The organism is Paenibacillus sp. FSL P2-0322 (genome assembly GCF_037975315.1).
GTDB lineage: Bacteria > Bacillota > Bacilli > Paenibacillales > Paenibacillaceae > Paenibacillus > Paenibacillus polymyxa_B.
Genome location: NZ_CP150243.1, coordinates 3766754 through 3779425 on the forward strand (window position 1 = coordinate 3766754; position 12672 = coordinate 3779425).

21 protein-coding genes are annotated in these 12672 nt (G+C 43.3%); 4 read left to right on the top strand and 17 right to left on the bottom strand.

Annotation, left to right across the window (positions count from 1 at the left end; all coding sequences use genetic code 11):
- Nucleotides 1-5: 5 nt before the first annotated feature.
- The 14 genes from MKY24_RS16620 to MKY24_RS16685 all read right to left on the bottom strand — a co-directional run bounded on the left by MKY24_RS16620 (nucleotide 6) and on the right by MKY24_RS16685 (nucleotide 7821).
- Nucleotides 6-854 carry a hypothetical protein gene (locus MKY24_RS16620; protein ID WP_339200378.1) on the bottom strand — a complete coding sequence of 283 codons (849 nt, stop codon included), beginning with the start codon at nucleotides 852-854 and terminating at the stop codon, nucleotides 6-8.
- Nucleotides 851-1612, bottom strand: a complete 762-nt coding sequence (locus MKY24_RS16625; protein WP_339200380.1) for an MBL fold metallo-hydrolase — start codon at nucleotides 1610-1612, stop codon at nucleotides 851-853. Before MKY24_RS16625 ends, MKY24_RS16620 begins: the two co-directional genes overlap by 4 nt.
- Nucleotides 1602-2069 (bottom strand): hypothetical protein, encoded by a 468-nt coding sequence (locus MKY24_RS16630; protein ID WP_339200382.1) that lies wholly within the window; start codon nucleotides 2067-2069, stop codon nucleotides 1602-1604. Before MKY24_RS16630 ends, MKY24_RS16625 begins: the two co-directional genes overlap by 11 nt.
- Nucleotides 2066-2278: a hypothetical protein gene (locus MKY24_RS16635; protein ID WP_339200384.1), complete on the bottom strand. Its 213-nt coding sequence runs from the start codon at nucleotides 2276-2278 to the stop codon at nucleotides 2066-2068. The genes MKY24_RS16630 and MKY24_RS16635 overlap by 4 nt, the downstream gene beginning before the upstream one ends.
- 128 nt (nucleotides 2279-2406) lie before the next feature.
- Nucleotides 2407-3345 carry a RecT family recombinase gene (locus MKY24_RS16640; protein ID WP_339200386.1) on the bottom strand — a complete coding sequence of 313 codons (939 nt, stop codon included), beginning with the start codon at nucleotides 3343-3345 and terminating at the stop codon, nucleotides 2407-2409.
- A gap of 21 nt (nucleotides 3346-3366) precedes the next feature.
- The gene (locus MKY24_RS16645; RefSeq protein WP_339200388.1) at nucleotides 3367-3537 is read right to left on the bottom strand and encodes a hypothetical protein; all 171 of its coding nucleotides are present in this window, start codon (nucleotides 3535-3537) and stop codon (nucleotides 3367-3369) included.
- Entirely contained in the window at nucleotides 3534-3743 is a 210-nt protein-coding gene (locus tag MKY24_RS16650; RefSeq protein WP_339200390.1) for a hypothetical protein, read from the bottom strand. Before MKY24_RS16650 ends, MKY24_RS16645 begins: the two co-directional genes overlap by 4 nt.
- Nucleotides 3740-5302: an AAA family ATPase gene (locus tag MKY24_RS16655; RefSeq protein WP_339200392.1), complete on the bottom strand. Its 1563-nt coding sequence runs from the start codon at nucleotides 5300-5302 to the stop codon at nucleotides 3740-3742. Before MKY24_RS16655 ends, MKY24_RS16650 begins: the two co-directional genes overlap by 4 nt.
- Nucleotides 5277-5489 (bottom strand): hypothetical protein, encoded by a 213-nt coding sequence (locus MKY24_RS16660; RefSeq protein WP_339200394.1) that lies wholly within the window; start codon nucleotides 5487-5489, stop codon nucleotides 5277-5279. Before MKY24_RS16660 ends, MKY24_RS16655 begins: the two co-directional genes overlap by 26 nt.
- Nucleotides 5490-5498: 9 nt before the next feature.
- On the bottom strand, nucleotides 5499-5774 hold the full coding sequence (locus MKY24_RS16665; protein ID WP_339200396.1) for a hypothetical protein: 276 nt from the start codon (nucleotides 5772-5774) through the stop codon (nucleotides 5499-5501).
- Nucleotides 5767-6066, bottom strand: a complete 300-nt coding sequence (locus tag MKY24_RS16670) for a hypothetical protein (RefSeq protein WP_339200398.1) — start codon at nucleotides 6064-6066, stop codon at nucleotides 5767-5769. Before MKY24_RS16670 ends, MKY24_RS16665 begins: the two co-directional genes overlap by 8 nt.
- 520 nt (nucleotides 6067-6586) lie before the next feature.
- Nucleotides 6587-6985, bottom strand: a complete 399-nt coding sequence (locus MKY24_RS16675) for a hypothetical protein (RefSeq protein ID WP_339200400.1) — start codon at nucleotides 6983-6985, stop codon at nucleotides 6587-6589.
- A 16-nt stretch (nucleotides 6986-7001) separates the two neighbouring features.
- A complete protein-coding gene (locus tag MKY24_RS16680) occupies nucleotides 7002-7613 on the bottom strand; it encodes a BRO family protein (RefSeq protein ID WP_339200402.1) in 612 nt (203 codons plus the stop codon).
- On the bottom strand, nucleotides 7597-7821 hold the full coding sequence (locus tag MKY24_RS16685; protein WP_339200404.1) for a helix-turn-helix transcriptional regulator: 225 nt from the start codon (nucleotides 7819-7821) through the stop codon (nucleotides 7597-7599). Before MKY24_RS16685 ends, MKY24_RS16680 begins: the two co-directional genes overlap by 17 nt.
- Before the next feature lie 176 nt (nucleotides 7822-7997).
- On the opposite strand from MKY24_RS16685, the gene MKY24_RS16690 reads away from it, so the two are divergent.
- A complete protein-coding gene (locus MKY24_RS16690; protein ID WP_339200406.1) occupies nucleotides 7998-8441 on the top strand; it encodes a helix-turn-helix transcriptional regulator in 444 nt (147 codons plus the stop codon).
- A gap of 698 nt (nucleotides 8442-9139) precedes the next feature.
- Here MKY24_RS16690 and MKY24_RS16695 read toward each other — a convergent pair.
- Nucleotides 9140-9727: a hypothetical protein gene (locus MKY24_RS16695; protein ID WP_322175012.1), complete on the bottom strand. Its 588-nt coding sequence runs from the start codon at nucleotides 9725-9727 to the stop codon at nucleotides 9140-9142.
- 210 nt (nucleotides 9728-9937) lie between these two features.
- Between MKY24_RS16695 and MKY24_RS16700 the strand changes: the two genes are divergently transcribed.
- A complete protein-coding gene (locus tag MKY24_RS16700) occupies nucleotides 9938-10558 on the top strand; it encodes a DUF4352 domain-containing protein (RefSeq protein WP_322175016.1) in 621 nt (206 codons plus the stop codon).
- Nucleotides 10559-10584: 26 nt separating this feature from the next.
- On the opposite strand, the gene MKY24_RS16705 is transcribed toward MKY24_RS16700, so the two are convergent.
- Together MKY24_RS16705 and MKY24_RS16710 are read right to left on the bottom strand one after the other, a co-directional pair.
- On the bottom strand, nucleotides 10585-10857 hold the full coding sequence (locus tag MKY24_RS16705) for a hypothetical protein (RefSeq protein ID WP_339200411.1): 273 nt from the start codon (nucleotides 10855-10857) through the stop codon (nucleotides 10585-10587).
- A 481-nt stretch (nucleotides 10858-11338) separates the two neighbouring features.
- A complete protein-coding gene (locus MKY24_RS16710; RefSeq protein ID WP_149032590.1) occupies nucleotides 11339-11551 on the bottom strand; it encodes a helix-turn-helix transcriptional regulator in 213 nt (70 codons plus the stop codon).
- Nucleotides 11552-11942: 391 nt separating this feature from the next.
- Here MKY24_RS16710 and MKY24_RS16715 point away from each other — a divergent pair, with 391 nt between their 5' ends.
- Both MKY24_RS16715 and MKY24_RS16720 read left to right on the top strand, forming a co-directional pair.
- The gene (locus MKY24_RS16715) at nucleotides 11943-12122 is read left to right on the top strand and encodes a hypothetical protein (protein WP_339200414.1); all 180 of its coding nucleotides are present in this window, start codon (nucleotides 11943-11945) and stop codon (nucleotides 12120-12122) included.
- Between the two features lie 46 nt (nucleotides 12123-12168).
- On the top strand, nucleotides 12169-12525 hold the full coding sequence (locus MKY24_RS16720) for a group I intron-associated PD-(D/E)XK endonuclease (protein WP_339200416.1): 357 nt from the start codon (nucleotides 12169-12171) through the stop codon (nucleotides 12523-12525).
- The last annotated feature ends 147 nt before the right edge of the window (nucleotides 12526-12672 follow it).

Consider the following 12672-nt stretch of genomic DNA (forward strand, 5'->3'; position numbering starts at 1 on the left):
CCTGCTTATGAAGCTGTTTTATCCAAACCGCGCATGAATTCATAAATCACTTTGTTTAGATCCTGACGGTTGTTTTCCCCCATCTTGTCGCGGAACCATACGCTTGTTAAGCTGTCTATTAAGCCTGCCAACTCGTTATTTTCTGACGCAGTGGTGTAGCCATTAAGCAAGGCACACAAAAGATTGTGTCCGTTGCCCCCCTCATGGACATAAGATCGTAAAACATTCACGGTCGGACCATTGATCCCAGTAGCCAAATGTCTCACGATTTCGTCGTTATCGACTCCGTTCCATTGGCACCAGTCGAGCGCATTTGCTACATCACGAGGCACCTCAACAGGGTTGCGCTTATCTCGTATCACAACGCTTACGGATTTAATGGATTTAATCATTTCATCGCGCTTGTTGACGATTGTCTCCAGCTCCCGGATACGCCGCAGAAGCAATTCGGCGTTAAACTGCTCGTCGGTGTGACGCTCAATCGTCTGGAGTAATTCGGCCTTGTCCTGCACCAGTTGCCGGATTGCTGGGATCATATGCCCTTCATATTCGCCCAGCGCATCACTGATCTCGGAAAACTTTTCTTTAGCCACAGCGAGATCCGCAAGCAGCTCGCCATTCTGCTTTACAATTGCATCGAATTGATGTTGCGTTGGTTGGGGTGCATCTAATGCCACAACAGCACATTTGAATGGCACTTCCTCGCCTGATTTCTTGCCTGAAACAATTTGGAAAGGCGTTTTAAAATCCATAAAGTTATAAGAGAGGCGGCGAGCCTCGTGTACCTCACCTGGGATAAACAGTTCATTTTTGGTTTTGAATTTAGTAATGATCCTGATTTTAAAAGTCTTCATTCCGAAACTACCTCCAAATGATAGTGTGTGCCTTCTATGAATCCCCGCCGCTTGAGCGCCGCCTTTACGGTCATTTCAGCCAGCGCGGGCATGTTGTTTTTACTAGATAAGTGCGTAAGGTATATTCGTTCCCCACGGCCCTGTATAAGCTTCTGGAGCGCTTCTGCTGTCTGTTGGTTGCTCAGGTGTCCAAAGTCCGAGAGAATACGAGATTGGATGCTGATAGGGTAATCCGATACCTCTACCATGTCGGGGTCGTGGTTGGCTTCGATCAAGATATAAATACTGCCTTCCATCATGTCGATCATTTCCTGATCGTATTTTCCAGTATCGAATAACACGCAGGCTCGTTCTCGGCTGTCGTCCTCAATGGCATAACCAACAGGCTCGTAAGCATCATGATGGGTTCGGAATGGATATATCCAGGTGTCACCCAGCTTGATAGTTTCGTATTTTCCATAGCGGGTTTCAGCAACCCGGCGCAACTCGTCATCAACGCCCGATATACCTTTCCATTCGCCCTCAGTCGCATATACCGGAATGCGGTACTTGTTCGCCATCGGCAGGCCCTTGATGTGGTCACCGTGCGCGTGGGTGATGAAGATAGCTGTAATATGGTCAGGCCGTACACCTACGTCCAGCAGCCGTTTTTCTATCTTAGTCTTGGCAATGCCTGCGTCAATCAGGATGGTCTGATCTCCCGATGTGAGCACGATGCAGTTGCCTTTTGAGCCGGATGCCAGGATATCAACTTTCATCCGGCAGACCCCCATACCAATATCCAGCATTCAACATCGTTGTCCTTGAGGAAGGAACGTTTTTCCCATCTTTCCTTTGAACTTCATACACTTTTTCCCCGTACGAGTCCCGTTCCCTAATTTCATATTCATCAGGAAGGATTTTTTCTAGGGTTTCAACCGTGATGTGAGCGGAAAAGCCGTTGATTCCAACGTCAACCATCTTGCGTTCAATCAGTGGGCCTACAACTCCTGCCCTACTTGACCACATACCACCATGTCCCGGTCTTTTTTTAGGGTCATCTCTCCAAAGACCGAAGTTAATGATCCCATGTTCGTTCATCCCCCAATGAATGGTTTCGCCCTCTTCAACGGGAATTGTATGTTCAAATTTCGGGATTAAATCATCACCAACCGCGTCAATGTACACGTTTTGGCATCCGTTAAAATATTCAAACCTTATTCCTGAAATGTTCATATGGCCCTCTCCCTCTTAATCCGATCTTGCCACTCTTTAAGGTGTGGACATCCCTTTGCTGGTTCTTCATAATGCCTGCGGCCCAACACAAAAGAGACAAACATATCTGTGCTGCGCTCATAGTACATTCCGTTCAAGACTGGTCCAGTAGGTTCAGCAGGGAAGTCGAACAGGTCCATTTGCTCCATGTCCTCGGGCAACTCTGCCAACTCCCCTCAGCTCCCCATAGCACCGGGGGCACACTCGCAAATCGCGAATGTACTCCTCTCGGCCCGGGTTTATCTCATTGCCGCAAACATGACAGTCTTCACAGCGGACGTATATTTCAACTTGGTTGTTACACTGGAAGCTCGTCATTTGCCTGCTCCTGGGCGGCTTTCTCCGCAAGGTGCATGTCCATGATTTTCAGAAGCCCTTTGAGTTCTGGTAGTGAGGGCTTGTCCCCCTTGGGATTGGCGTGTTTTAGAATATATGTCTGCATGTCTACTGGATCGGTGATTCCAAGCTGGCTGAATTTCTTCTTCATATCATCGCGAGCTTGGTCCAACGGGCTCACTGTCGGTTCTGGATCGGTACCAGTCGGTTGTTTGTTCCCTGGCTTGACCGTACCTGTTACGTCTGTTTCTGGAGTGATGTCTTTCCGTTCATATGGATTGTATGGAGCTGGACCGTCCCCCTGCTCTCCATCACCATCATCAAATCTAAGGCCGAAAGCTGCTTTCAACGCACGCTTAACCATGTGCTTTTTAAACATGTCCTTGAAATTGTTGGTCCACATTGTTTTTTGCATCCCAATAGCAGACCGCTTGTAGTGCTCAACCTCTTCTATATCCATCAGGACCGAGAAAGGCATGAACCCTTCTTTGTATGCCATCGCGTATCCACCAATTGGCTTGCCAAGCGGGAACCCGCCTTTATATTTTTCAATCGACAGATAATAACGACCATCCTCAGCGCGTTCCATGGAATATTCAAATTCATCGTTTTCGTGAATTACCTGAACGTCATACCCCATATATCCGTCCATTTCTTTTGCTTTGCGAATATGGTAGTCAATCCCGAATTGCCATGTAAGCTTTCCTTGATAGACAGTTGGGTAAATCTCCCCGATAAGTGGGTTAGCATCCGCTGCTTTGGCAACGCCCATAAAGAGCCTAAATTGCGATTCGTTGCAATCCTTTGCGATTGTTTGATGAACTGTTTGAACATCCTCCTGGGTGAGTGTTCCGAAAGCGTAAGAGTCATAGATTGTTAATTGGTTGTTTGTATTTGCCATGTTGGTGTGGCCTCCTATGATTTAAATAGTGCGTTCTTCTCCGGTGCTGATAATGCTGGTTTCGCCATCTTTTCTATTGATGATTTCAAGGATAAAAGGACCGTTCTTGCATACAAGCCAATCAGCAGGGTCATAGCCTGCTCGTGCAATTGCTTGCTTCTGACGGCGGGTTGGCTTCTTTCCGTTCTTCAAGACTGCCCACCTCCTAAGCGTGCCGTAATACCCTGAGCGGAGACTATATGAAGGGCTTGGGCTTCGCTAAATCCAGCGGCAATCAATTCGTCATAATATGCCTTTGTTGCCTTGGCTACTGCCCCATACATCCCCAACATGGCAGGAAGGACCTTGAGCATGTTTTCCATTGCCATTTCATATTCCAGTTGTTCATGTGGCTTCATGCCGACTCGCCTCCAATCTGTTTTATTTCTAAAGGTGCATCCTCGACGGCCTTGACCAAAATGAGCTGACCGGAAGATTTCTTGATCTTAAAAGTGCTTTCAGTGTTGTCTACGGCTACAGGCGATATCACACCGCTCTGTTCGCTAAGGACTTCCCGAAGTTCTAAACCAGCACGGACAGACTCAGAAAGCGACAAGATCGGATACGGCTTATTGTCCTTTTCAATTACAAAGTCAGGCTTCCGTTCCCCATTCTTTTGTTCTTTAAATAAAGAGATTGATAGAGTTGTGAACAGGCTTTGAACCTTGGCGGCCTGCAACTCGGCTTCCTTCGCCTCAAACGCCTTGATAGCGTCCAGAACAAAGATAGAATCGTTCCGGCTTGCCAACGTTTCGGCTTCGTCAGTACGGGCTTTGTCGATGTCGGCCTGCATGCGTTGGCGTGAATTATGGGCTGCGATAATGTCCGCCGTGCGGTCCCGCTGCTGTTCCAGCGCTCTAATTCGTGCAATCTGCTCAGTAACATCAACCGGCTCAATTGCTGTAAGCTTGGTTTCAAGCTCCTTTCGCTCTTCCACAAGCTTTTGGTGCGCTGCCCGTAGTTCTTCCTTCCGGTGCTCCTTATCCTTCGTGACTGCCTCTACAGACTCCGTATCAAGCGGACGTTTGCAAGAAGGACAATGGTCTTCAATAGGCTCGTTGTAGACCTTCATATACCGATCCTTGGCCTGTGCAATTTGACGTTGCAGTGATTCAATGGTGCTGCTCAGGACAGTGCGTTTCCGGTTTGTCTCTCCAGCAAGATCCGTTTGAGCTTCCAACGCCTTTATTTGCTCAAGCAGCGCAGCATCCTCGGCTTTAATCGCCTCGATATCCTCTGGTGCTGCAGGAAGCTTCTGGAGCTGATCGACAAGCGCCTCTGTGCGTCCTTGAGCCCGTTTATAGGCCGTATCCTTGTCGTTCTTGTTCTTCTTATGGATTTCTCCCAACTGCTGCAGCGTGTGCTTCTTGACTAACTCTGACAGCTTGGCAGCTTGTGGATTAAGTTTTATGTCCTTAGTTTTTTCGTCCGGGCTTGTCCGGCTCATTTCGGTAAATATCTCTTTGTTGGAAACAGGAGTTACGTACCGCAGAAGCAGATCCCGTTGATTATCCTTATGAAGAGTGAAAAAATAGGACGGGTTATACAGAGACAAGAACAAATCTTTATCAAATAGGGACTTTACAATCTCGTCAAAGTCACCGTATTTACTAGGAACCTCGTTAATGTAGTAAGTAGCCTTACCCTTCTCAATCCCCCGACCTAGAAGCACCTGTTTTCCGTCAATGTCCAGCAGGGTTTCGGCCTGAACATAATCGTATTCATAGTTGGTAGGTGTAGGATCAAGCTTGCCACCCATGGTATCTGTGCCGTACAATGTCCACGAAGGTATTTCCAAAATGCTGGACTTACCTTGTGCATTGTCGCCCGTGATCTGTGTTATCCGTCCAAAGTTAACTGACAGGTCACGGTGCGCTTTAAAGTTGTGCGCCTTAGCGCTGGGTATTTTTATTTCCATGCGTTACCTCCAAATTGTATTTGCGCTCCAGCATGTTCATTTCACCCAATAGCGTTTCCCGGGCTTTCGGGTTCTGCTCGTCCAGGTACATGTCATACACAAACAGATAATGCTTAATGTCCCGCTGCACTTCCGGGGCAAGAGAATTATAGAATTGAAGGAATAATTGCTGTTCAGTATTGTTCATAGCCGCCTCCTAAAGCTGCTCGAATTCCGATTCCAGACGTTTGATTGCTGCTTGGTATCCATCAATGGCAACATTGATCATTCGGGCCTCAACCTCAGCTAAAAAGATATTTTCTACACGATCTCCCCAAATCGTTATGTCTACCGAGGTAGATTGGCAGTAAACCCTAACAGATTGAGCGGATTTAAGCATGGCTATAATCTTATTCGCTGCATTAATTTCCTCTTGTATAGCAGAAGCCTTTCTAACTCGCTCGCCCATCCATTCCAGCGTTTTCTTATCCAATGTGTTCACCTCCCTCCGGGTAGTCCTGAGTCATTTCAGATATACAAGGCCTACATACGTCCTGCTCGTTCCAGCGGCGCAAGAACTGTAGTTCCATGCTGTTACCGCAAACCGCACAGCAAGGCTTGTCCTTGACGCTCTGTCCGCTTCCTAGTTCCGCTTTAAGCTCGCCAATTGCTTCATCAAAGAATTCAGCAGTACCAGCAACAGCTCGCTTTTGCATTCCCTCCAATAGATTCAGGCGCTTCCAAGCTGCCCGACGTTGTTCCAATCGTTCAACTGTGAGTGTCATGTGTGTGCATGCTCCCTTCCAAGATTTTTCCTTCTCATTTAAAATAGATTTTGGTCATAATTTTGCTGAAAGCAGGTGTTTTAAGTGAAACGAATTTACGCTAACCTCATAGGAACATGGACCGATATAACCGACAGCGGTCTAATCGAAAACACTGATCCTGTAACTTACTACAATGAAGAGTGGCACCGATTTTTTGAACTCAACCATGTGAATATCAGATTTGGCGATAAAAACTATCGAATTCACCCATCACAGTTGCAGATTGTTATGGATTGAACTTTTAATGAATTTCGTTTGTTCGGGAGTCGTTAATATTCGACATCCTTTCTTTCTGTTTCCTCATTCTGGTAAACTATCTCCAGAGGGGAGGTGATAGAGTTGAATCCGTATTTATTTGTGATAAATGTTATTCCAATGCCAGAGAATAAAGATTGTGCAGATATCGCCAGTGCAATTGCCCATGTTTGGGTCATTTCAGAAGATCGGGAATCTGCCAAAAATCGCGCACTGGATTACGTTACAAGCTATCTTTGGGAGGTAATAGACCTCGAACGCGAGTTTGAGATTCAGCCGCAACAGATTCCGGTGTTGCATGAAGATGAAGCTCTGTTGTACAAGAAAGCTCTTCAATTTGGGATAGCTGCTGATTACATTGCTCACCCGAAGATTCCTGGGAAGATTGATAACCCTGTAATAAAGAAAAGGCTTCGTCGTCCATAATCCCATCTTCTTGCTGCCATTCTTTTTTATTGACTGCTATGATTTCAATGTATCTAGCAATCTCGCGCAGTTCGCTTAAACTGCGATTCTCAATTAAGCGGTACAACTCAGCAGCAATCTGAAAGTTGTCCAGTCCATTTAATGATTCCTTTGATACCACCGTTGCCGCGGTGGTTTCTTTTTGTGGTTCGTTCATAGCTACCACCCTTTCGTTAATGTAGGTGTTTGTCGTAGATCGTTTGAGATACCGCTATGTCCAGCCCGAAGCGTTCTTTGGTGCCCATTAGATCGACAGTATCCTCAAGAATCTCCTGCCTGCTAACCAGCATGTCCGGTGTCATTTGGTCTTTCTTGATCATTTTCGGGTGACCGTACAAGGATGAAACAGCTTTGTTCGCTATCGTGTTAGCTTTGATGAAGTCCACCCGAACAGGCTGTTTCAGGCTGGAGCGCAGTTTCTGCATCGCTTCTTTTTGATGATCCTTGTCCAGCATGCGGAATATCTGGAATCCTTCGAGACCGGTGGACTGTCGGAGCTGCTTGACCATTTCGAAAATCCAGTCTTCGAACTCTTCCGCTTCTGGTCGTTTGGATCTGGTAATAGCCTTGTAAATTCCCTGCTCACTTAATGCTGTGAACTTTTGATTCATACCCGTCAATTTGACGGTTGTGAGAAATTTTCTTTTTAAGTGCCTTGTCATTGCATTGGTGTCGCTGTATTGAAGTGCATCAGCAATATCTTTAGCGATACCCACCCATTCACCCGGCACCTTCTCGATAAAGCGAATGGTGTGTCCAAGCCAGATTTCAGTTCGTATGTTCATGTGATGCCTCCTCTCCCTTGACCAGTTCATCAAGCGTGACACCTAAGCAATTTGATATTTTGATGATGATATCTAAAGAAGGATTATGCTTATCCTCCTCAATGTTGTTAAGATAGGAGAATGAAATGTTACTCTCCTTGGCTAACCTATAACGTGTCATCTCTTTCGCAACTCTCAGTTGTGTGATTCGCTTGCCGATTTTTGTCATGTGTTTCACCTCCTGAACACATGTTATTTCAGAATTACGAAATATCAAAATACCGATATTACTCAATAACGAAACAATACTAGCCCTTATCTCCTGTTTTCTCTTGATTTCTTGACTATTCTTATATTTTGAAATAATATTCCTGTATACGGTAATAAACGGAGGTTTAATGGAAAATGGAACTGCATGAAAGAGTAAAAAAAGTGATGGAACAACAAGGGGTTTCCCAGTATAAACTTGCGGTGGAAGCAGAAATACCACACTCTTCTATGAGTAGTTTCTTGCAGGGAAAAACAAAAAACCCATCCATTGAGATGGTTTCCAAAATAGCTGGTGTTTTAAATGTGACAACTGATTATTTGCTGGGAAAAACTGAGGTTAATCTTTATGACTGGATACCTTCACCTAAAGAAGAAGCTGCTAAAAAAGCGGTGATTATACAAGAAGACTCCCCCTCGTATAAATTAGAGAAGGAGCCTGCTAAAAGTGTTAAAGATGTAATATTACCTATAGAGGAATTGGTAAAATTAAAGCTGAGCTATAAGGGGCATGAGTTAACCCATGAGGAAAAAGTTAAACTTGGGAAGTTGATTCGTGCTGCTGCTGATCTACTTGAATGACCAGACTGTCCAAGTATCTAGTTATTTCATCAGTTTGCAGTCCGATTCTTTTTAAGTTTTCAATAAATTGATTCAAATCGATTGGCTGGTCCATAAATAACAACTCCTACATGTAGTAATTTCCGTTTGAAGGTTACGTTGAGTATAACACAGTATTTTACAAACTAGAACAAAAATGCGAACAAAATGCGAACACACTATTAAAATAATGGTGACTTTATATGTACGAGAGGCTGATAGTAACATGGCCCGAGTAGATTTCCTACTCCTCTACAACTGGAATTTTACTCATACGGGCCACCATTCTTTCACACATTATTCAGCCTCGTTAATGCGTTTAACTCCTTTGTAATTCCATCCAAATCATCTCCTTTAATAGAATATAAGAACGCAAAAAGGCCGCTACATAGGCGATAAATGTTTTTTGAAAAACTTCTCATACACACCTTCTGTGTTATGAATTGTCGAAGTTTTTTTTAAAAACAAAAAATCACACATGTAGCGGCCATTAAAGTACCGCTATTTGAGCAGACTTATCCCACTAGGAAGATATTCTGCATTCAATGGACTTATCTCCGCTCGACTAATGTCAGCAAAGAAAATTAATAAAACCGTATTGGAATCAATATAGCACAAAGCAAAATAGACTGCAAACTTTTCCAATACAATAATAAAAATGTACTGTGTATATAAAAAAATCAAGAAATCTCATACCTAGTTTCTGCACCAACTAAGTATGGTCTTATTTTATTTGATTCGGTTAAATTGAACAAAATATTTTTAACTATATGAGCAGATAGTCCTATATTGTTTACTATTTCCGAAAAAGAGATGCCTGGCTCTAAAGAAATGAGTCTATATATTTTTTCTTCATTCCTATTAACAACAAAAATATTTGATGACAGATCATTCGCAAGCTTCTTTATATTATTTAAGTCCTTAGAGAGTTCATCCACTTTCACATTGGCATTAATTTCAGGATTACTTATCTTCTCTAACGCACTGTCCACACCTTTAACTAGTGTGTTAGTTTTTGCTAGGTTCTTCATAAAATTTTCTTCATTTGTGTAATCACTTGGGGCATATAAGGATTCAGGCTTAAACCACAAAACAATAAAAAAAGACACAACTAGTAACATTGGAAATAACATGACGAACCAAATAAAGATTCTCTGAATACTCTGATCAATTAAACCAAGTGCTATGGTTGCAGCTACTTCAGCCAATCCTGCAAAGATTGCAATAATAGTTAGAGGGTTGCTTACTCGTTTTATCTTATCTACCATTTACTCGTCCTCTCCTTTTAAACAAAAACCGTCCTAAACCAAAGGTTAATGGGCGGTTCTCTAGCCTACCATTGGACGAATGACGGTAATTCCTATGCGATGGAATCATTATATTTCGCCTGGTCTATTTTGTAAATATACGTAGCAATATTTTCCTAGGTCATATATACTATTTTTATAAAATTATTGGTTAAATAGGGGGATATCGTTTTGAAGAAGCCGTTTTATAAGAAGTGGTGGTTCTGGGTAATTGTTGTGCTATTTATTATCGGAGGATTGAATTCAAAAGGTAAAGAGACACAACAAGCCTCAACTAATAGTACAGATGCAGTTACTAAAACTACAACAGCGCCAGCAGTGACACCTGAGAAGAAGGCAGAGCCTAAAGCTGAACCTAAAAAAGAAGAAGCTCCGAAAATGGCTAAAATAGGCGAAGCTGTACAGGTAGGAAATCTTGCTGTTCAGGCCAACAAAGCCAGTTCTAAAACCACTATTGGACAGAATGAATATTTGCAGAAGAAGACTTCTGATAAATACATTGTGGTCAACCTCTCCATTAAAAACCTGGACAAAGAGGCACGCACACTTGATGCAAGCATGTTCAAACTTATCGACGCTGCAGGTCTTGAATATGAGCCAATGAGTGACGCCGATCTGTACGTAAACGATTCAGGAAACATGTTGTTTTTGGCTAAGATCAACCCAGGATTGACCAAGACAGCTAATGTAGTGTTTGAGGTTCCGAAGGACAGTAAGAACTTCAAACTACAAGCAGACAGTGGAATTGGCTGGGAAGCTGGTAATAAAGAGTTAATTGATATCGGTAAATAAAAAGAGCCCCGGAGCAATCCGGGGTTTTAATATTCTGTATAGTATCTATTTGCAGCACCCGGGGGCGTAACGATCTTCTGGTCTCTATCCCATCCTTCGATAATGCGGATGTGCCGCGTATCCGATTTGTCTTCCCACAGAATATAGTTGTCCCTCTCTAAAGCCGCCAACCCGGCTTTAATGTCCTCTGTACGCCTTCCTGTCTTTATTTCTAATTCCTTCATGGTGGGCATCCGTCTTCGCCCAGCAGAATAGTTGTAGAGTATCCGCAGCAGCTTACGTTCGATGTCTGGTAACATGTTGATCACCTCTCTGTAACTATTATATGCAAACAAACGTTCGTTATTCAAGGCAAAAAAAAGAGCAAGAAGGGTCATCCCTCATGCTCTATATTTCATATAGTCAACAAAGGCAATTCCATTGCCTGAATAAACATGTTAGAATAGAAATAAGGGGAGTTGCTAGCTCCCCCTGAACAACGATGTGCCTCACGGCGCACTCAGCAAAACCCACCAAGGCCCTAACCTTTAGCGGTGGGTTTTTTGTTTGTTGCGCTTCAACCTGATCCAACGATAAATCTTACGTCCCCTAAACCAGAGACTTAGCAGCGTATCAGTTAATTTTAAGATCAAGTAAAGTACATTAAATGTAGTCATGGCCTCACCCCCTTTCGGGAAGCTGCGCCGTGACCCCACCCGTTGTCCAATCCAGATTATACCACACAAGTCCTCATGTTGTTGAGGGCTTTTATTTTATTCATTAAAAAGGAGCAAGAAGGTGTTATTCCTCCTGCTCCTTTACGTGTTCAATCACATCATTTGGTGTACAACCCATGTAAGTACATATCTTGTCGATTACCTCTAGTGACACATACTCCCCTTTTCCCATCTTGGCAATAGTGTTCCTTCCAAGGCTCAGGGCTTGCCTCAAGTCCTCTTTCTTCATGTCTTTATCAAGCAACAACTTGAACAGCGGTTTATATGAAAACGGCATATACGTACCAACTTCCTTTTATTCCGATAGTGGAATATTATTTTCTATAAACAGAATACAATATTCCGAAAATGGTTGCAACAGTGTGTAGGATGTGGTATATTATATTCAGGAAGTGAAACATTACCTTCCGAAAGAGGTGAAAGAGATTTGAGAGCAATAGATTGGGTCTTGCTCTCCACAGCACTCACAAACCTGATAACTGCAATTATCGGTTTGGTAAAAGTGTTTAGAGAGAGCAAGAAAAAGAAAAAGGTACCTAAACGACGCGGGCAGCGTAAACGTTAAAAGTACCAGAGGTGGCGGCTAGTATAGCGCCATCTCCACCCAATCTTAACATAACGGATTCACATAAACAATTGGCGGCGGCCTTACGCAGGAGGGATGCTGAATGATCGTTGGAGAAATGGTTGAGGTTATCGGGGACTCCACATTTCGGGGACAAACCGGGGAAGTTGTTGGTACAGATGATGACGGATTTGCTCACGTAAGGTTTACCGTTTGGGGAAACGTCATTATCGCAAAAATTTGGATTAACTACCTTCGTACTCGCCCAGCAACACTTTGGTAATAACAAGGGGCTTCGACAGGCAATCTAAGTATGAGGAGGATTAGGTTTGAATTGGGAAACGATTGAATTGCTAGGTTACTCTTATTATAGTTCCAAAGGGTATTCGATACTTATTAAGTTAGTGAGTAATAGCAACTATGATTTTGTTGCGGAACGAGATGGAACCTATATAAAAGTGAATGTAAAAAGGGCTGGACTAAAATCAAAATCAATACCCACTAGTTGGTCGATATCACAAGCTTCGGGGAGTAACCCACTCTCAAAAACAAGAGAAAATAAGCCTAAAGTTGATGTATATCTCGTTTGGCTTCCCCATCTAGAGAAGTTCATCGAATTACCCGGAGACTTCTTTGAGGGAGCAAATTCTAAATCAAAAATAATACCTAAAAAATATCTTAAGTAAGGGCTTCGGCCCCTCTATAGGAGGTAACAATATGTATGATGTAATCTTATGGACCATATCCTTATCTGGTTGGATAATAAGTCTAGCCGCGTTACTGCTAAATATCCGCAACCACTTCAAGTAGTAAACTTAAATTTTATAAATGAA